16 protein-coding genes and 1 pseudogene are annotated in these 17,698 nt (G+C 41.7%); 5 read left to right on the forward strand and 12 right to left on the reverse strand.

The window, feature by feature from the left end; all coding sequences use genetic code 11:
* Window position 1: 1 nt before the first annotated feature.
* From CJ483_RS07825 to CJ483_RS07860, 8 genes and pseudogenes are all read right to left on the reverse strand, one after another.
* Window positions 2-1,190 (reverse strand): annotated as a pseudogene (locus CJ483_RS07825) (saccharopine dehydrogenase family protein).
* Window positions 1,187-2,284 carry a 2-aminoethylphosphonate--pyruvate transaminase gene (gene phnW / locus CJ483_RS07830; protein ID WP_120033771.1) on the reverse strand — a complete coding sequence of 366 codons (1,098 nt, stop codon included), beginning with the start codon at window positions 2,282-2,284 and terminating at the stop codon, window positions 1,187-1,189. The pseudogene CJ483_RS07825 and the gene phnW overlap by 4 nt, the downstream one beginning before the upstream one ends.
* 15 nt (window positions 2,285-2,299) lie before the next feature.
* On the reverse strand, window positions 2,300-3,103 hold the full coding sequence (gene phnX / locus CJ483_RS07835; RefSeq protein WP_120033773.1) for a phosphonoacetaldehyde hydrolase: 804 nt from the start codon (window positions 3,101-3,103) through the stop codon (window positions 2,300-2,302).
* Between the two features lie 10 nt (window positions 3,104-3,113).
* Window positions 3,114-4,871: a putative 2-aminoethylphosphonate ABC transporter permease subunit gene (locus CJ483_RS07840; RefSeq protein WP_120033775.1), complete on the reverse strand. Its 1,758-nt coding sequence runs from the start codon at window positions 4,869-4,871 to the stop codon at window positions 3,114-3,116.
* Window positions 4,872-5,888, reverse strand: a complete 1,017-nt coding sequence (locus CJ483_RS07845) for an ABC transporter ATP-binding protein (RefSeq protein WP_120037856.1) — start codon at window positions 5,886-5,888, stop codon at window positions 4,872-4,874. It lies immediately after the preceding gene.
* Window positions 5,889-5,910: 22 nt separating this feature from the next.
* On the reverse strand, window positions 5,911-6,987 hold the full coding sequence (locus CJ483_RS07850) for a putative 2-aminoethylphosphonate ABC transporter substrate-binding protein (RefSeq protein ID WP_406909365.1): 1,077 nt from the start codon (window positions 6,985-6,987) through the stop codon (window positions 5,911-5,913).
* Window positions 6,988-7,429: 442 nt separating this feature from the next.
* Complete coding sequence (gene argH, locus CJ483_RS07855) at window positions 7,430-8,824, reverse strand: argininosuccinate lyase (protein WP_120033777.1); 1,395 nt, start codon at window positions 8,822-8,824, stop codon at window positions 7,430-7,432.
* Window positions 8,821-10,035 (reverse strand): argininosuccinate synthase, encoded by a 1,215-nt coding sequence (locus tag CJ483_RS07860; protein WP_182917150.1) that lies wholly within the window; start codon window positions 10,033-10,035, stop codon window positions 8,821-8,823. Before CJ483_RS07860 ends, argH begins: the two co-directional genes overlap by 4 nt.
* Before the next feature lie 210 nt (window positions 10,036-10,245).
* On the opposite strand from CJ483_RS07860, the gene CJ483_RS07865 reads away from it, so the two are divergent.
* The 4 genes from CJ483_RS07865 to CJ483_RS07880 all read left to right on the forward strand — a co-directional run bounded on the left by CJ483_RS07865 (window position 10,246) and on the right by CJ483_RS07880 (window position 13,017).
* Window positions 10,246-10,587: a hypothetical protein gene (locus CJ483_RS07865; RefSeq protein ID WP_120033781.1), complete on the forward strand. Its 342-nt coding sequence runs from the start codon at window positions 10,246-10,248 to the stop codon at window positions 10,585-10,587.
* A 154-nt stretch (window positions 10,588-10,741) separates the two neighbouring features.
* Window positions 10,742-10,867, forward strand: coding sequence for a cytochrome c oxidase subunit 2A (locus CJ483_RS07870; RefSeq protein ID WP_120033783.1), 126 nt, complete (start codon window positions 10,742-10,744; stop codon window positions 10,865-10,867).
* A 15-nt stretch (window positions 10,868-10,882) separates the two neighbouring features.
* On the forward strand, window positions 10,883-11,365 hold the full coding sequence (locus CJ483_RS07875; RefSeq protein ID WP_120033785.1) for a cytochrome c oxidase subunit II: 483 nt from the start codon (window positions 10,883-10,885) through the stop codon (window positions 11,363-11,365).
* A 2-nt stretch (window positions 11,366-11,367) separates the two neighbouring features.
* Window positions 11,368-13,017: a b(o/a)3-type cytochrome-c oxidase subunit 1 gene (locus CJ483_RS07880; protein ID WP_120033787.1), complete on the forward strand. Its 1,650-nt coding sequence runs from the start codon at window positions 11,368-11,370 to the stop codon at window positions 13,015-13,017.
* 77 nt (window positions 13,018-13,094) lie between these two features.
* Here the strand turns inward: CJ483_RS07880 and CJ483_RS07885 are convergent, their stop codons facing one another.
* Window positions 13,095-13,940 (reverse strand): EcsC family protein, encoded by an 846-nt coding sequence (locus CJ483_RS07885; protein ID WP_120037858.1) that lies wholly within the window; start codon window positions 13,938-13,940, stop codon window positions 13,095-13,097.
* A 269-nt stretch (window positions 13,941-14,209) separates the two neighbouring features.
* Here CJ483_RS07885 and CJ483_RS07890 point away from each other — a divergent pair, with 269 nt between their 5' ends.
* Complete coding sequence (locus CJ483_RS07890) at window positions 14,210-14,773, forward strand: YitT family protein (protein ID WP_259455790.1); 564 nt, start codon at window positions 14,210-14,212, stop codon at window positions 14,771-14,773.
* 87 nt (window positions 14,774-14,860) lie between these two features.
* Here CJ483_RS07890 and CJ483_RS07895 read toward each other — a convergent pair whose 3' ends face one another.
* The 3 genes from CJ483_RS07895 to tpx form a co-directional block, all read right to left on the reverse strand.
* Window positions 14,861-16,051 carry an acetate kinase gene (locus CJ483_RS07895; RefSeq protein ID WP_120033791.1) on the reverse strand — a complete coding sequence of 397 codons (1,191 nt, stop codon included), beginning with the start codon at window positions 16,049-16,051 and terminating at the stop codon, window positions 14,861-14,863.
* 60 nt (window positions 16,052-16,111) lie between these two features.
* Window positions 16,112-17,101, reverse strand: coding sequence for a class I SAM-dependent methyltransferase (locus tag CJ483_RS07900; protein ID WP_120033793.1), 990 nt, complete (start codon window positions 17,099-17,101; stop codon window positions 16,112-16,114).
* 74 nt (window positions 17,102-17,175) lie between these two features.
* A complete protein-coding gene (gene tpx, locus CJ483_RS07905) occupies window positions 17,176-17,676 on the reverse strand; it encodes a thiol peroxidase (RefSeq protein ID WP_120033795.1) in 501 nt (166 codons plus the stop codon).
* Window positions 17,677-17,698: the final 22 nt, after the last annotated feature.

Consider the following 17,698-nt stretch of genomic DNA (forward strand, 5'->3'; position numbering starts at 1 on the left):
GTTAAATGTGCGGCAGGGCAACTTCTTTTTCTATAACACTTACCTTTTCATGGATAAAAATCTCTCTTTTTTTAGCTCTTCAAAGATGATAGACGGATTAGCAAACGCTTCTTCTGGCGTGATTATCCCTGCTTTTTTACATGCCCTTCGGCAATTAAACTAGCTGCGATAGCAAAAGGGATTGCTACATTTCGAGTATAAGCTCTTAACCTCTCCCAACCAGGCACAGATCCATCCGAAGCAGGATGTGTATGATACAATGTATGCCGCATCTGTTTTCCTTGCTTTGTTCCCTCCACCTCTACATGAAGGGCATATCCATATAATTCTGTTGTCTGCCCTTCGTCAGATGCCAATAAATACTGGGATATACAATCCATAATTCCAATCTCTTGACCGTTTACAGTAATCTGTGTATTCTTCAACATTCCATAATCAAATAACGATTTTACTAGACTCATGTTCTTTTCAGGCCATGCTCCCCGGGTTTCAATTAATTTAACCCCTTTATCCTTCAGTGCTTGAGCGAGGGTGATCGTTTCAGCATGTGGAATAATATATTGAATCGTTTCTCCATAAGGGTCCGGCAGCTTGACTTTTCGCGGCCGAGCAAAGGGTGGCACTTGCTTCATTTCTCCGTTTTCAAATACCACTCTTGTCGGCAAGTTCGGGTCGTATTCGTAAGTAGTTGTTTCAGCAATGGAAGCTGAGAAAGCAATCGGCCGGAAAGAACCATGGCTTACCCGTACACTTTCAACGGTATCTAATTGATTGGCCGCATGCATCGCCATCATTTGCGTTAATCCTGGGGTCATGCCGAAACCCGGGAGAAGTGTTTTTCTATTTTTCACAAATAGATTGTTCCACTTTGATTCTTCGCCAAATCCATTTAAGTTAACGCCATGACATCCTGCTTTCGCAATACATTCGGAAGACAAACCATTCAGCTTAATCGTCGTTCCATCTAAAACGATATCGTATCCCTTCATTTTTTCCACAGTTTCGTCTACGTTGGTCACGTCCACTTGGACAAAGTCTATTCTTGGGTCATTCAACCACTTTACAACCGCTTGTCCTTCTTGTTCATTGAAATCAGCTACTGTAATTTTTTCGAATTTAGAGTACTGAACGAGATCTAAAATCGCTTCGCGGCAAATTTTCCCGGCTCCTCCTAAGCAGAATACCTTCATAGACAAACCGCCCTTCTTTCAACAGCTTTTGTTAATGCCAAAATATCAGCGGCATGCACATTACCAATATTGCCAATTCGAAAAGTATCTATTTGAGAAACCTTTCCTGGATAAATCACAAACCCTTGTTCTTTTAAATAGTTATAAAACGATGTAAAGTCAAACTCTTCGTTCGGAAAACAAAATGACGTGATAATGGGTGAATGGTATTCTTCTTTAATAAAAGGCTGAAAGCCAGCTTCCTTCATCCGTTGCACTAATAAGTTCTGATTCTGCTCATAGCGTGTTTGTCTCGCCCCGACACCACCCTCTTCTTCAAGCTCGAGCAACGCTTGATAAAACGCTCTTACTACATGGGTGGGAGAAGTGAATCTCCATTTTCCGTTAAACTGTTCCATTGTTTGCCACTGATCATACAGATCGAGCGACAGGGAACGTGCCTGTCCCTTGCATTTCTGGAGTTCCGCACGATTAGCAATAACAAAACCAAACCCAGGCACTCCTTGAATGCATTTGTTGGCACTGCTGATTAGAAAATCAATTTGCCAGCTTTCCATATCTATTTCAACTCCGCCAAAACTGCTCATCGCATCAATGATTGTTCGTTTGCCATACTTTTTGGCTGTTTCAGCAATGGCCCGTACGGGATTTAATATTCCCGTAGTCGTTTCACAGTGAACGGCTGCCACATGAGTAATGTCTTTGTTGGCAGCTAAGACATTTTCCAGTTGTTCAATTTCTATCGGTTTATTTTCCTCAGTCCTGCATATAACAGTTGGGATACCGAGAATCATCGCAATTTTGACAATCCTGTCTCCGTAAGCTCCATTTACACAAACTAATAGTTTACCGGATGATTGAACAACTGATCCTATCGTGGCTTCTACAGTAAATGTTCCGCTTCCCTGCATAAGAACCGCTGTATAGTCATCCGTATTTGTTACAGCCAACGCTACAAGCTTTTGACGAACTTCCTGAACGAGATCATTATACTCTTTATCCCATGTACACCAGTCCCTCATCATTACGGCTTTCACTGTTTCAGTAGTAGTAAGCGGTCCAGGCGTTAATAGTAAATAATGTTTGTTTTCCATATGAACATCTCTCCTTTATGAAACAGTTATAGATTGCTCGAATTCGATTTTATCAATTACCTTTTCCAAGTCATCCAGCTCTAAAATAGTGAAATCGGCTCCCGCTTCAATAAAGCGTTCCCTTACTGCTTGTATTCTTCTGTCTAACTCGTTGATCTCCATCGATTTTACTTCCTCTTCTGAAAGACCGAGTTCACTGCCTCCTAAAATAACCCCTACTGTCCACATTCCAGCGTTTTTTCCCTCTTGTATGTCTGAAATCGTGTCTCCTACCTTAATCATAGAATTCATTGGATAAATCCCTAAGTGTATGGCATTTAGATAACACATCCATGGATAAGGGCGCCCTGCAGGCACTCCATCGGATGTAATGAGATAATCAGGAGCATAGCCTTGTTTCTCTGCTTGGAAGGCAACAACTTTCATCATTTCTGCTGTGTAACCGGTCGTCGAGCCGATCTTGATCCCCCGGTGACGGAGTTTCTCCATGAGTTCTAAACAGCCGGGAACTGGTGTAGCGTAATCAGGAAGAATCGCAAACAATTCTTCTTCAAATCGGTCGTACATCTCTTTAATATCGTTTTCTTCTGGATCGCGTCCATGAATGGTGTGCCATAGCTCCTTGATACGCGGCATTTCAGTGAGTACGCGAATGTGATCTATTTTCAAAAGCCCCATCGGCTTGCGAGCCTCTTCAATCGTAATATCAATGCCTTTCTCCTTAAAAATGCGGATGAATACTTGCACAGGTGCAAAGCACCCGTAGTCTATTGTTGTTCCTGCCCAATCGAAAATGATTCCTTTAATTTTTGTTTTCATCTTGTCTCTCCTACCTTTGCTGCCAACGGGTTACCCACAGGCGCATCGTTTTTGTTATTCCTTCATGCAAAATTTTCACAATAATATTCGCTAATAAAATGAGTGAACTCATGGCAGCCGCCGCAGCCAAGTTTCCAGCATCATCCATGTTTACAATTGAGATAGCCGCCAACTTAAAGTCCGGCGAGTACAAAAACATGACCGCAGAAACGGTAACCATGGAATTGACAAAGAAGTACATGGCCATTTCCAGAATAGCTGGTAAGCACATAGGAACCGTTACAGTGAAAAAGGTTTTGTAAATGGGAATCCCCATGGATTCTGAAACAACTTCATATTCTTTATCTAACTTTTTTAACGCTGTCGTCGCCGTAACAAAAGCAACGGAATAGAAATGGATAATATTCGCCATAATGACTATCGCTACTGTTCCATATAAGAAATGAAAAGGGTTGGCCAACTTCCATGAAAAAATCTGAATGTCTGGCTGGCTGAAGAAAAATATATATCCAAGACCAATTACAAGGCCTGGCACAGCCAATGGGATGACTGATAGAAAATAGCCCACTTTTCTCAAATGAGATAGCCCGCGGATCTTCTCTATTGCGTAGGCGAATAAAAAGGTCAAACAAGTTCCGATAATTGCTGTAATTCCAGCTACGATCAAGCTGTTTGTAAATGCTTCTATTCCGTTGCCTGTATAACTGGAAAACCCGAGGTGTTCAAGGGTAAAGCTTAAATCATATGGCCACACTTTTGTAAAAGCAGCAATTAAAACGGCCAATATCATAAACAAAATGGCTCCTGTAATAGCTGAACAAAACAGGAACAACAATGTATCTCGTAATCTTCCTTTTTTGATTTGAAATGGCTTCGATTTAGCTGAAATGAATGAAGCATGTTTTTGCTGTGTGAGTCTATCGATAACAAAAGCAAAAATAGCAGGAAGCATAAGAATCATGCCAACAGCAGCCCCCATGGCTATGTTTTGCTGCCCGATCACTTGCTTGTATACGTCTGTTGCCAACACATTATATTGTCCTCCGACGATTTTGGGTGCGCCAAAATCTGTAAAACTTAAAGTGAAAACAACAAATGACGCACTGATCAATCCATATTTCACCCCTGGCATCGTGATTATCCAAAACTTTTTAAGCTTTCCTGCCTGGAGAATATCAGCCGCTTCATACATCTGATAATCTGTTCCTTGAAAGGCGACCAATAAAATTAACAGTGCCTGCGGGAAAGTATAGATAACTTCCGCTATGATAATACCTATCGGGCCATATAACTCCAGTGATACTCCCGGAAAAATCCCCAAAAATCCATTGGTGAGCAGCCCTTGATTGCCAAACAAATAGACAAGGGCGATTCCGTGCATCATGGTTGGGGCAAACAACGGAAGAAGTGCTGCAGACTTAAAGAATCCCTTTCCCGGAATTGCTGACCGAACGAGTGCATAGGCGTAAACAAACGCCAGGGAAACTGAGATGAAAGTGGTAGCGCCAGATATAAAAACCGTATGCTTTAATGACTGAACAAGTGCCGGTGAGGAAAAATACTGAATGAAATTTTCTAAGCCGGCAAATGAGCCATCTTTCCGATAAAATGCATGAATAAATAACTGGCAGAGCGGAAGAACAAGAAGAAGCATAAAAGTGCCGATTAATCCGAGAAGGAGCAATCGCTGCAGCCAGTCATTTTTCCCGCTTTCTCGTTTTATTCTCTTAAGCGCAGCGGCTGTTCCACTTTTTTCTAACCACTCCATTTAAACGCCCACTTTCTCCCGATATGACAGCATCTGCTTTTCACCTAAAGACAAGGTGAGCAGGCTGCCTTTTTTGATTTTTCGCTGCTGAACGATATTTGTAGCTATATCAATCAGCAACAGCCTCTTATGTAATGGTGAATCGACGTCCTCAAGTCTGACTAATCCTCTGTATATCGGGCCTCTAAACTCAAGTTTTTCTACAATGGCACAGATACCTGCTTCATCGGTTAACATGATCTCTTCTGGGCGGATGGCAAGCATCTGTCCATTCTCTGTATCCTGATGAGCATGGATAAAGTTCATCGCTCCAATAAAATCAGCTACAAATGGATTAGCTGGCATTTGATAAATTTCTTGAGGGGTCCCTATCTGCATAATCTCTGCACTATTCATGACGATTATCTTATCTGCCATGGTTAAAGCTTCCTCCTGATCATGAGTTACCATAATCGTCGTAATACCAAGCTTTTCTTGCAGGGAACGAATTTCAAACCTGAGTTTTTCCCGCACCTTCGCATCGAGGGCAGATAACGGCTCATCAAGCAAAAGAAAGTCCGGTGACAGGGCGAGTGCGCGGGCAAGTGCTACCCGTTGTTGCTGTCCTCCTGATAACTGTGCAGGATAGCGATCTTTGCTATCTAGCAACCCTACCATCTCCAAAGCTTCAAGCGCCTTCTCTCTCACTTCAGGCCTCGGAATCTTTTTAGCTTTCAAACCAAATTCAACATTTTTTAAAGCAGTCAAATTCGGAAAGAGGGCATACGATTGGAAAACCACCCCGACATTCCTTTTTGCCGGCGGAACAGCAGTCATATCTTTTCCTTTAATAAAGACTCTCCCAGAGGATGGTTTTTCCAATCCGGCAATAATACGAAGCAATGTTGTCTTGCCGCAGCCACTAGGCCCCAATAAACAAAGGAACTCTCCTTGAGACACATTAAAAGAGAGATTATTTAACGTAGTAAGCTCTCCAAACGTTTTTTTAACGTGGTCAATTCTTAAATAATCCTTCATAGCGTTCGCCGTCCTTTCTATCTTATTCTTCTTTTGCTTCTGCCTTTTGGCCGAATTCATTTTCCCATTTTTCTAAAATAGTCTCCCGGTTTTCTGCCGCCCATTTCAAATTATTTTCAGTAAATAATTGATCGGATACACCTTTAGGAAACCCGTCTGGTGTTGTGAAATTATTTTTAATCGTGGCAAATCCATTGGCTTCAAAATATTCCTTCATGGCTTCATCAGAAATGGCCCAATCTAAAAATGCTTTAGCAATCTCTTCATTTTCCTTTTCATCCTTCTTAATTAAGGCATTGGCTTCCACTTCCCAGCCCAATCCTTCCTTCGGCAAAATAACAGCAACTGGTGAGCCTTTTTGTTTCTCTTTTACGCTGCTGTAAACCATGGAAATGCCAATCGGATACTCCCCTGCTGAGGCAAGCTTGGCCGGTTTTGATCCAGAATGAGTATACGTCGCTATATTTTTATGCAATTTCTTCATATAGGCCCATCCTTTTTCCTCCCCCATCATTTGCAGCCAAGCAGAAACCGTTAAAAATCCGGTTCCTGAGGATGCAGGATGCGGCATGACGATCATTTCTTTATATTCGGGTTTGACCAGATCTTCATATGATTTAGGCATTGGAATGTTTTTCTTCTCTAGTTCTTTTTTATTCACAGCAATCCCCGTCATGAATGCTGTATTTCCTACCCACTTCTCCGGTTGGTTTGAATCTTTAAATAGGGGTTGTACTCTGTCCACTCCTTCAGGTGAATAGCCCTCAAGCATATTCTTTTCATCAAGCATCAGCAAACTGGAAGCTGCTGTTCCCCAAACAACGTCAGCAGGAGTGTTTTTCCCTTCTGCTAGAAGCTTCGCTGTGATGACCCCAGTTGAATCACGGACAATATTGATGTCTACTTCCGGATACTTCTTCTCAAATGATTCAAGATAGACAGGAACCAGCTCCTCCTCAATCGCTGTATAGATGGTTAGTTCTCCCTCCAGCTTTTCACCGCCAGTCTCTGCAGCAGTTTTTCCTTCTTTGCTTGAGCATCCTGTCATTAAGGCTAAACTGAATATGGCCGCTAGAGCAGCTAATCTTTGCTTTTTCACCTTCAAGTTTCTCTCCCCTTTTTAATTGGTTGTTTCTCTATACATTCACTATAAAAAAGAAAAGTAAAAACCGATTAGGTAAATTGTTAATCGTTTGTTTTTTATGGGAAACCGTTGAATTATGTGTTTTTAACTTAAAAGCAAACGAATACCACAATTTCCGCTCTATATTCTTTACATTGGCTTAACATACGGCATAAACTCCCACAAAAATAACTTGGCTTTTTCACATGAAGGGGATAGATAGATAGATAGATAGAAGAAAATAAATTGGAGAGAGCGGAAGGAGTGTAATCTTCAGAGATGCTACTCGTTATTGCTTATGAATGATGAGGGTTTAGTGTGTAACTGCAGGAATAACAACAGAGAGAGCGGGAGAGGAAGGCACAAAACAGGAGCAAACGAGGATGTCGCAAATAATAGGCATAACAAAAACAGCCCCTTACTTCTTAAGGGGCTGTTTTTCATTTACCAAATGCTTGGCTGTCTCGATTTGGAGCTGAACCTGGTCGAAACCAGTGCCGCCTAAAGACTTCCTTCTTTTAACGGCCTCATATGGAGACAACACCTGGTAAATATCTTCTTCAATGTTCGCTGATGCTGACTTTAGCTCCTCTAAAGACAGATCGGCAAGATAGCATTGATTTTGAATGCAATGAAGCACAAGTTTTCCAACAATCTCATGTGCCTCCCGGAATGGAATGCCTTTTGACGCCAAGTAATCGGCGAGCTCCGTAGCATTGGAGAAATCATTATGGACAGCTTCCTCTAAGCGGCCCTCATTCACCTTCATGGTCTGAACCATTCCTGTAAAGATCTTCAAGGAACCAATGATCGTATGTACCGTATCGAACATGCCTTCCTTGTCTTCCTGCATATCTTTGTTATATGCAAGTGGCAGGCCTTTTAATACGGTGAGCAAACTGAACAGATTTCCATAAACGCGTCCTGTTTTTCCACGGATTAACTCCGCCATATCAGGATTTTTCTTCTGCGGCATAATGCTTGAGCCAGTAGAAAACGCGTCGTCCATTTCAATGAATTGGAATTCCTGGCTCGACCAAAGAATCATTTCTTCAGCAAGACGGGATAAGTGCATCATTAAAATAGAGGAACTGCTTAAGAACTCAAGGATAAAGTCCCGATCACTGACTGCATCCATGCTGTTGGCATACACCCCGGAGAACCCGAGCAGATCTGCTGATAATTCACGGTCAATCGGGAAAGTGGTTCCAGCAAGCGCTCCCGCCCCTAAAGGCGAGACATCTATGCGCTTTAAGCCTTCCTGAAACCGCTCTTTATCTCTTTGCAGCATCCAGAAATATGCCATTAAATGGTGACCGAATGAAATCGGCTGTGCTCTTTGCAGGTGGGTATAGCCAGGCGCAAGTGTTTCCACATGCTGTTCTGCTTTTTCCACCAAAGTTGCTTGAAACTGTTCAATCAATCCAATGATAAGTTTGACTTGCTTCTTCAAGTACAAATGCATATCAGTGGCAACCTGATCGTTACGGCTGCGTCCGGTATGCAGCTTGCCGCCGACCGCTCCGATTTCTTCGATCAAGTATTTCTCCAAATTTAAATGGATGTCCTCTTGGGCAACCGAGAATATTAATTCACCTTTTGAAGCTTTCTTCTTTAAAGCTTCAAGGCCGCCCAAAATTTGATTCATTTCTTCTTCTGTTAAAATGCCCGTTTTTCCGAGCATCGTTACATGTGCCATGCTGCCCTCAAGATCTTCAAAAACAAGCTCCTGATCAAAGTGGATAGAGGCGCCGAATTCATCTACCCATTCTTCAGCTGATTTTTGAAAGCGTCCTCCCCAAAGCTTGCTCATTGCTGGACTTTCACTTTCTCTTGCTGAACCATAGAATTCACTTTTGTCGGCAGACCCCAAAGCTGGATAAAGCCTACTGCTGCTTCATGGTCAAATTGATCTTCTGTTGTATAAGTAGCTAATTTTTCATCGTATAATGAGTACTCAGACTTTCTTCCTTCAACAATCGCATGGCCTTTGAATAATTTCACACGTACAGTTCCAGTGACAAACTGCTGTGTTTGTTTCAGAAATGCTTCAAGCGCTTTTTTCAATGGTGAGAACCAAAGTCCTTCATAAATTAATTCAGTCAATTTCTTTTCAATGACTGGTTTGAAATGAGCCATTTCTTTAACGAGTGTTAAGTCTTCTAATTCTTTATGTGCCAAAATTAATGTCATCGCACCTGGGCACTCATACACTTCTCTTGATTTAATCCCAACCAGACGATTTTCTACATGGTCGATTCTGCCAACACCGTGCTTGCCGGCAATCTCATTCAACTCAAGAATTAACTGAGCTAGAGAGTAGTTTTGCCCATTCAATGCAACTGGAACGCCTTGTTCAAACTGAATTTCAATGATTTCCGGAACATCCGGTGTGTTTTCAAGAGAGGCGGTTAAATCATAAGCCTCTTCCGGAGGAGCTGCCCATGGATCCTCTAAAATTCCACATTCGTTACTTCTTCCCCACAAGTTTTGATCAATAGAGAACGGGCTGTCTAAGTTAATCGGGATCGGAATATTGTTTTGTTTTGCATACTCAATTTCTTCTTCGCGCGACCATTTCCAGTCACGTACAGGCGCTAACACCTCAAGGTTTGGATTTAATGCTTTAATCGACACTTCGAAACGAACCTGGTCGTTTCCTTTCCCTGTACATCCGTGAGCCACAGCGACCGCATTCTCTTTTTCAGCTACCTCTACTAGCTTCTTCGCGATAAGCGGACGTGACAGCGCGGATACTAATGGGTATTTCCCTTCGTAGAGCGTATGACCTTGAAGAGCAAGCAATGCATATTCATTTGCATATTCTTCTTTTGCATCAATCATGTAACTGGCTACAGCTCCCACTTGCAAAGCTTTCTCTTTTACGAATGCTAAGTCTTTCCCTTCTCCTACATCTAAGCAGCAGGCTACTACATCGTATCCTTTGTCCTTTAGCCACGGGATGGCTACTGATGTATCTAAACCGCCGGAATAAGCTAACACTACTTTTTTGTTCATTGATATTTCCTCCTCTTAGCTGCTATCTATTAGTATAAATATACATTTATTTTTATTTTTATTCTTTTGTATGAATAAAATATAACATGTTATTTCTTAGCTTTCAAGCATTTATTTGAAAAAAATTCATTTTGTTGAATAAATAATCAATCCCCCAAATTCTTTTGCAGAAAATCCGGAAAACAGATACGATAAAAGAAAAAAGAGGAGACTTATATGCACTTTCTTTTAAATGAACGGCTTGGTATTTTACTTCCTTATTCTGAAAAAGAGTGGGAAAAATACCCAGCCGCGGAGCAAGAAAAAATCCTTCAAAAATGGGAAAACATCCGTGGAAGTATTCCCGATCGCATACAAGAGCTTGAGAAGCAGATTAACATCCTACAGCACCAGCTGAATCACGAAGAAGATTTTTCACTCTCCTGCCGTCTTAATGGAGAAATCAGTGAGCTTGCTTCCATTATTAATGATTTATGGCTTTGGTTCCGCACGACTCCTTCCATAAAAAATCAGCCTAGAGAAATCAATGCAGCCGACAATAACAGCCGTCATCAATAAACTGCCGGCTGTTATTTTTTATACAGAAATTACACATTTCATCAGTTATTCACATAAATGTGAAACAATCTTCACATTTATGTGAAATTAATCACAATCTTTCTATTAAGATAAAAATAGATATTTTATCCTAATCACAAAGGAGGATGACCCTATGAAAAAAGAAAAAACTCATCAAAAAGACTCATTAAAAGGAACTTTCTTTTCTGTTCTTGCAGTTGGAGTCTTCGTTCTTCTTTCATGGTTTATTGTATGGGATTTATTTTTATCCAGAATGTAATGGGGAGGAAGTTTTATGCATCTACACAAATACGAAAAGCTATGGCTCACTTTCGGTATCGGTTCACTCATTTTATTTTTAGTTATTGTAGGGGTGAATGCATTTGTCTCTGGTCATCATCCACCAAGCTCAGGAAAGATTATAGATCCAAAAACAGTCGAAGCCGCTGCTCCATTCGACCAGCCCGGATTAAAGAAAGTTGGCGAAAACGAATATGAGCTTGTTGTTCTAACTTCTGCCTTTTCCTTTGATGTCGGTATGGAAGATAAAGTAGTAGAAATTCCTAAAGGGGCAACGGTTCATATTATCGCTACTACAAAGGATGTGGTTCATGGTTTCGAAATTGCTGGCACAAATGCCAATATGATGCTGGAGCCCGGCCATATCAGCGAAACAACGCAAGTCTTTCGAAACGAGGGTGAATTTACCCTTTTATGCAATGAATATTGCGGAAGCGGGCATCACTTAATGCACGCAAAAATAAAGGTGGTTGATTAATCATGGGCGATACAGCAATGAAAGTAAACCGAAAAGACGCAAAACTTGCATTAGCACATATGATTGTTGCATTTACCGCTTTATTTCTTGGTTGCATCTGTGGTCTTCTGCAAGTGTTTGTCCGCTCCGGGAAGATGGAGCTGCCAGCGGGCATCGGCTATTATCAGCTTCTTACAGCTCACGGCGTGTTACTTGCTCTCGTTTTAACAACATTCTTTATTATTGGTTTTCAGTTTGCTGGCATGAGTCGGACTGCCGGTGCTCTTTCTAATAAGGTTCGGCTAGCTGGCTGGATTGGCTTTTGGACAATGACAATTGGTACATCTATTACTACTTTTTATATTCTAACTGGAGAGGCCTCCGTTCTTTATACATTTTATGCCCCTCTTCAAGCACACGTTGGCTTTTACATTGGCCTTGCTTTAGTGGTTGTAGGAAGTTGGATTTCCGGATTCGCTATGTTCATTCATTATGCCAAATGGAAAAAGCAACACCCAGGCCAGGCTGGCCCACTGTTAAGCTTTATGATTGTAATTAATATGGCTTTGTGGCTGATTTGTTCATTAGGAGTGGCGGCTACCGTTTTACTTCAATTTATTCCATGGTCTCTCGGCTGGACAGATGGCATTAACGTATTAGTTAGCCGTACGCTATTCTGGTATTTTGGACATCCGCTCGTATATTTCTGGCTGCTTCCTGCCTATATGATCTGGTACGTTGTCATTCCAAAGGTCATTGGCGGAAAAATTTTCTCAGATTCTTTAGCAAGAATGTCATTCATTTTGTTCTTATTCTTTTCTATTCCAGTCGGGTTTCACCATCAATTAACAGAACCCGGTATTTCTCCTATGTGGAAGTACATTCAGGTTGTGCTGACATTAATGGTCGTTATCCCGTCTCTTATGACAGCATTTAGCATGTTTGCTACATTTGAACGATTCGGGCGTTCGCAAGGGGCCACTAACTTATTGGGCTGGCTCAAATTTCTTCCGTGGAAAGATGCTCGCTTTCTCGTTCCTTTTATTGGAATGGTGGCTTTTATTCCAGGAGGCGCCGGGGGAATCATCAATGCATCTCATCAGTTAAACCAGGTCATTCATAATACCATTTGGGTCACTGGGCATTTTCATTTAACTATTGCTACTACTGTTCTACTGACTTTTTTTGGTGCAGCCTACTGGCTAATTCCCCATTTGACGGGCAGAACTTTTACTGCACAATTGAACCAATTAGCCATTGTTCAAGCTGTTGTATGGTCTTTAGGCATGTTGATTATGTCAGGAGCGATGCATTGGGCAGGTCTTTATGGAGCACCAAGACGTTCATCCTTTTCCACCTATGGAGAATCAACTCAAGCGGCTGAATGGATTCCTTATCAAATTGCCCAAGCAGTCGGCGGAACTATGCTTTTTCTTGGCATTATTTTCGTATTATATATTGTTATTCAGCTTTTATGTTTTGCACCCAAAGGAGAGGAAGAATTTCCAATCGGTGAAATGGAAGAAGGAGCAGAGAAAACACCGTTGTTTTTCGATAAATGGTGGCTATGGATTGTGATTGTGATCGTTTTGATTTTGCTTGCTTATACTATTCCATTTATGCATATGCTTCACCATGCACCGCCAGGTTCCCCAGGATATAAACTTTGGTAAAAGTAAAAAAGAGCGTTTGGGCTGCGGCACCCGAACGCTCTTTTTTAGTATCCAATTACCTTTTCTATACACAGCTCCTAAAAGGCTCTAGACGCTTTCTTTTCCTGCAGCCAACGGTACTGATAATACTTTTCAGCAAATTCGGTCATGCTTTTCGTCAAGCGATAATTCGCTCCGGCACCAATCGCTAGACTAATAAGCGGCAGATTTGCCATTTTTTTATTTTTAAACAACGTAATAGCTAGCAGCTTGCCAAATTGCTTTATCTGGCCTTCCATCCACGACGGATCGATCAGTTGTTCCGTTTCATTGTAAAAATAAGGATGTTCCCTTTCCTCAAGATCAATTAGCAGCTCTTGCCATCCATCGGCTTTGAGTCGTTCAGGCAAAGCAGCAGCATGAAAGACTTTCAGAGAAGCCATCATTTCAAATGGCAGCTGAGGATCATATCCGTACGTCATTGCAGTAATTTGGATGGCTCGCAGGTTAAGAACGGCCATGGCCGCAAAGTCAGTGCTAAGCGGGATGGCGCCTCCTGTCCCGGTAATCCCGCCCTGAATGAGTGAATAAAGTCGATGCCTTGATGACTGCTGGCTATTCAAGTAGCGAAGTTGATCAATCGTGAGCTTTTTTAAATCATCCAGTACTTCTACATCTTCTCTAAATACGCGAGCAGATGTTAAAATTCGGTCCCTCGCTTCATTTTGAAATTGTGAGCCTTGAAGCAACGAGTGCATATGAAACAGCACACTGTCTAGCTGTCCGAAAAAAGACGAAAGCGCCTCTTCAGGAATAGTTGCCAGTGCTGCATTTAACCACTTCGAATATGTATATTGAAAGTCATTGCCGTCATAGTCAGCCATTGACTGTTCCCACGCCATGATTTCTTCCCAAACGGCTTTCTCCCGTTCTGTCCAAGCCATATTCGCGTCCCCTTTCCATGCTATTTCCGTCCTTTCATTTTCTATCATCAACCAGTAAAAGTCAATTTCGACGGATTGACAGAAAACAGTGGTTGACAAGTAGCTTCTCCTTTATTTAGCTGGATTCCCCGTCCTCACTCTGGATCAAGGCGTAGAGAAGTTCAAATGCAGCTTTTGCTTTTCCCTCGGAATAGGAACCCTTTCCAATGCATAATTTTTAACGAGGACTTGGACAAGGAGAGGATAAGATCGTAAAAAAGATACTTATTATTGGATTTGCAGCTGTGCTCATTGGAATAGGGATTAACGGATTCATTCTTCCCTTTCATCTTCTCGAAGGAGGAGTGTTTGGAATTGGCTTGTTATTCAACTATTTATGGGGATTTAAAATAGGAATTACTATTTTATGTTTAAATTTCCCAATCTATCTTCTCGCTTTTAAGTTGGAAAGATCTTATTTTTTTAACAGCTTATATGGGACTCTTTTAACGCCCGTCGCAATCGATCTACTTCTCCCTCTGAAAGGAACAATTGACCTGCCTATCCTGATGAGTGCTTGTGTTGGTGGTCTATTCATTGGAGCCGGAACCGGTTTAATGCTAAGGTATCATATCTCTCCAGGAGGGGTGGATTTATTAGCTCTTTTACTGTCAAAACACCTGGCTGTCAATGCTGGTTTTTTTATCTTCTTTATGGATTCGTTGATCCTTGCTTCCGGCTTATGGATTTTTAAGGACCCCACAATGATCTATTCTTTACTTACACTAATGGCTGTTGCCTTTTTAGTAACTATTCTTACTTCGTTTCGCTCAGTAAATATTTATTCAAAATAAACATCCTCTGCCATAGAATGGAAGTTCCATACAATGCCAGAGGATGTTCCTCTTGCTATCATTGAAATTGACAGCTTCCTTATATCATTATAATCCCGCTAGTTTTACCGTATCGCAGGCGATCATCACTTCTTCATCTGTTGGAATAATGATAACTTTAACTGGGGAATGAGGATAATTAATAAAAGCCTCTTGACCGCGCACTTGATTGCGCGCAGGGTCCCAATAGACACCCATAAATTCAAGTCCGCGAAGTACACGACCGCGAATAACAGGGCTGTTCTCTCCAATGCCAGCTGTAAAAATAATGGCATCAACCCCAGACATCCGTGCTGCATAGGAGCCAATGTATTTATGTATTCGACCGGCGAACACTTCAAGAGCAAGCTCAGCACGTTCATTTCCCTTGGCTGCTTCTTCTTCAATATCGCGAAGGTCGCTGGAGAAACCGGAAACTCCGAGCATCCCTGATTCTTTGTTTAACACATCTAGTACTTCATCCGCTGTTTTCCCTGTCTTTTCCATAATAAATGGAATAAGAGCTGGATCAATATTCCCTGATCTCGTACCCATGGTAACACCGGCAAGCGGTGTAAATCCCATGGACGTATCAATCGACTTGCCGCCGCTGATTGCTGCAATGCTCGCACCATTTCCGAGGTGACAGGAAATTAAGCGCAGCTGTTCAATGGGCCGTTCAAGCAACTCGGCCGCCCGCTGTGAAACATATTTATGAGAGGTGCCATGGAAACCATATTTTCGAATGCCGTAATCTGTGTAATAATGATACGGCAGACTGTATAAAAACGAACTCTCGGGCATCGTCTGGTGAAAAGCCGTATCAAAAACGGCAACGGCCGGCACATTAGGAAGCACTTCCCTAAATGCCCGGATTCCGGTTACGTTTGCTGGATTATGGAGCGGTGCTAAATCGGACAACTGTTCGATTTTCTCTATCACCTGATCCGTAATGATGACTGAATCTGTAAATATTTCTCCTCCATGAACCACACGATGGCCGATACCGTTTATTTCTTCAAGCGATTGAATAATCCCCATGTCGGTCAGTTTATCTAAGAGAATCCGGACCGCTTCTGCATGGTTTGGAATATCCATGATTTCTTTTTGTTTGTGCCCGTCTACTGTAATGTTAAATAAGGCTCGTGGCAGGCCAATTCGTTCCACAAGTCCCTTTGTGATAACCCGTTTTTCCGGCATTTCAAACAGCTGAAACTTTAATGAGCTGCTCCCGGCGTTAATGGCAATAACTTTTGACATAAAGACCTCCTCATTTTCACAAAGTGCTGGCACGGCCGATTATATTCAATTATCTAGCTTTTACTTATTTTCTTTGAACCATGTCTCCAATTTTATCATGATCGACTGCATGGCCTTTCTGTCCTTCATAGATGGCATGGTTGCCAAAAATACTTGTTTTGGTGCAAGGCTTTCCACTTGCTGCTTTTGTAAAATCAAAATACTTTTTGCTGCCTGCTTGTTCTTAAACATAGTCATTGGCAATTGAATCAGCCCTTGAATATGAACATGTTTTTGAAAAAAGCGATGCAGCTTATCAGCTCCCGCCTCCTCAAATAAACCATTTGGAACAAGCAAGAATAGATAACCACCTGGCTTTGTATGCTTTACACTTTGCTCTATAAATAAATGATGGGCATAGGAATGTCCCTCTTCCGCTTGCAGCTCAAAGTCTGCTGCCCTTCTATCATTAGGGTACCAGCCGACTGGCAAGTCGCAAATAACTGCATCCACTGGGTCAATTAACAGTGGCTCTAATGCATCTTGATTATAAAGCTGGACAGACTGCTCGATCAAGTTGGCTCCACACCAGGCGAGTTTTAATAATAAATCATCTATTTCTACCCCTGCAGCGGCAATGGCTGCTTCCGGTTGGCGATTTAAAACTGTCATCAAAAGATTTCCTGTTCCAGCCGCGGGATCAAGAAGGGTAAATTCTTTTTTTTCTTGCATAAATTTTTCCAGTAAATAGCTCATAAATAACCCGATAGAATCCGGTGTCATTTGATGATGCGGCTGTACATTTTCTTGCATTCCTTTTAAAATAGCGAACTGATAAGCTTGACGAACTTCCTCTTTCGAATAATTGTCAAGGTTTGTTTCCTCATATTTTTTACATACCCGTTTCTTCGTAAAATCGCTCATTTCTTCTTGCAAAACTTTTTGTTGAAATAAGTTTTCCGCAGTTTCTGCTAATGCATCTAAATAAGAGCATTCTAGCTCTTGCTGAAGAATAGCCGCTGTTTCATCGAAGATTTTAAATAGGTGTTCAATCGGGGAAAAGTCACTCATATTCGTTCCTCCTGTAAGTCTCTATCGCTTTAAAAAGGCTGACTCATAAAGAGCCAGCCTTTCATTTTTTATTTTTACTTGGCGGATTTTGCTGCCTCAATCGCTTTTTCATAGTCCGGATGGTTCGTTCCCTCACTTACATATTCTACATATGTAACTTTCCCTTCGCTATCTAAGACGAATACAGAACGTGCCAATAGGCGGAGTTCTTTCATATGAACACCATAAGCATCCCCGAACGACATATTGCGATGATCAGAATAAATTTTTACATTTTCCAGTCCCTCTCCCGCACACCAACGCTTTTGTGCAAACGGAAGATCGGCAGAAATAGTAATGACTTCTGCATTGCTAATTTTAGAAGCTTCTTCATTAAACTTGCGTGTTTGCTGCTCACACACGCCTGTATCAATGGAAGGAATCACACTAATTAAACGCACTTTGCCATTAGAATCGGCTAACGTAACCTCTGATAAGTCTGTTGCAAGCACTGTAAAAGCAGGTGCCTGGTCGCCCACCTTTACTTCGTTTCCAAGCAGTGTGACCGGGTTTCCTTTGAATGTTATATTTGCCATATTCCTAATCCCTCCTCCATCT

This window comes from Bacillus sp. PK3_68 (assembly GCF_003600835.1).
Classification (GTDB): Bacteria; Bacillota; Bacilli; order Bacillales; family Domibacillaceae; genus Pseudobacillus.

Excerpts from the sequence above, each read along its gene's own strand:
- CJ483_RS07900 (WP_120033793.1), bottom strand. The coding sequence starts at position 17,101 with ATGAGTGACTTTTCCCCGATTGAACACCTATTTAAAATCTTCGATGAA.
- phnX (WP_120033773.1), bottom strand. The coding sequence starts at position 3,103 with ATGAAAACAAAAATTAAAGGAATCATTTTCGATTGGGCAGGAACAACA.
- phnW (WP_120033771.1), bottom strand. The coding sequence starts at position 2,284 with ATGGAAAACAAACATTATTTACTATTAACGCCTGGACCGCTTACTACT.
- CJ483_RS07845 (WP_120037856.1), bottom strand. The coding sequence starts at position 5,888 with ATGAAGGATTATTTAAGAATTGACCACGTTAAAAAAACGTTTGGAGAG.
- CJ483_RS07875 (WP_120033785.1), top strand. The coding sequence starts at position 10,883 with ATGCATCTACACAAATACGAAAAGCTATGGCTCACTTTCGGTATCGGT.
- CJ483_RS07895 (WP_120033791.1), bottom strand. The coding sequence starts at position 16,051 with ATGTCAAAAGTTATTGCCATTAACGCCGGGAGCAGCTCATTAAAGTTT.
- CJ483_RS07865 (WP_120033781.1), top strand. The coding sequence starts at position 10,246 with ATGCACTTTCTTTTAAATGAACGGCTTGGTATTTTACTTCCTTATTCT.
- CJ483_RS07880 (WP_120033787.1), top strand. The coding sequence starts at position 11,368 with ATGGGCGATACAGCAATGAAAGTAAACCGAAAAGACGCAAAACTTGCA.
- CJ483_RS07870 (WP_120033783.1), top strand. The coding sequence starts at position 10,742 with ATGAAAAAAGAAAAAACTCATCAAAAAGACTCATTAAAAGGAACTTTC.
- CJ483_RS07885 (WP_120037858.1), bottom strand. The coding sequence starts at position 13,940 with ATGGCTTGGACAGAACGGGAGAAAGCCGTTTGGGAAGAAATCATGGCG.
- CJ483_RS07840 (WP_120033775.1), bottom strand. The coding sequence starts at position 4,871 with ATGGAGTGGTTAGAAAAAAGTGGAACAGCCGCTGCGCTTAAGAGAATA.
- argH (WP_120033777.1), bottom strand. The coding sequence starts at position 8,824 with ATGAGCAAGCTTTGGGGAGGACGCTTTCAAAAATCAGCTGAAGAATGG.
- tpx (WP_120033795.1), bottom strand. The coding sequence starts at position 17,676 with ATGGCAAATATAACATTCAAAGGAAACCCGGTCACACTGCTTGGAAAC.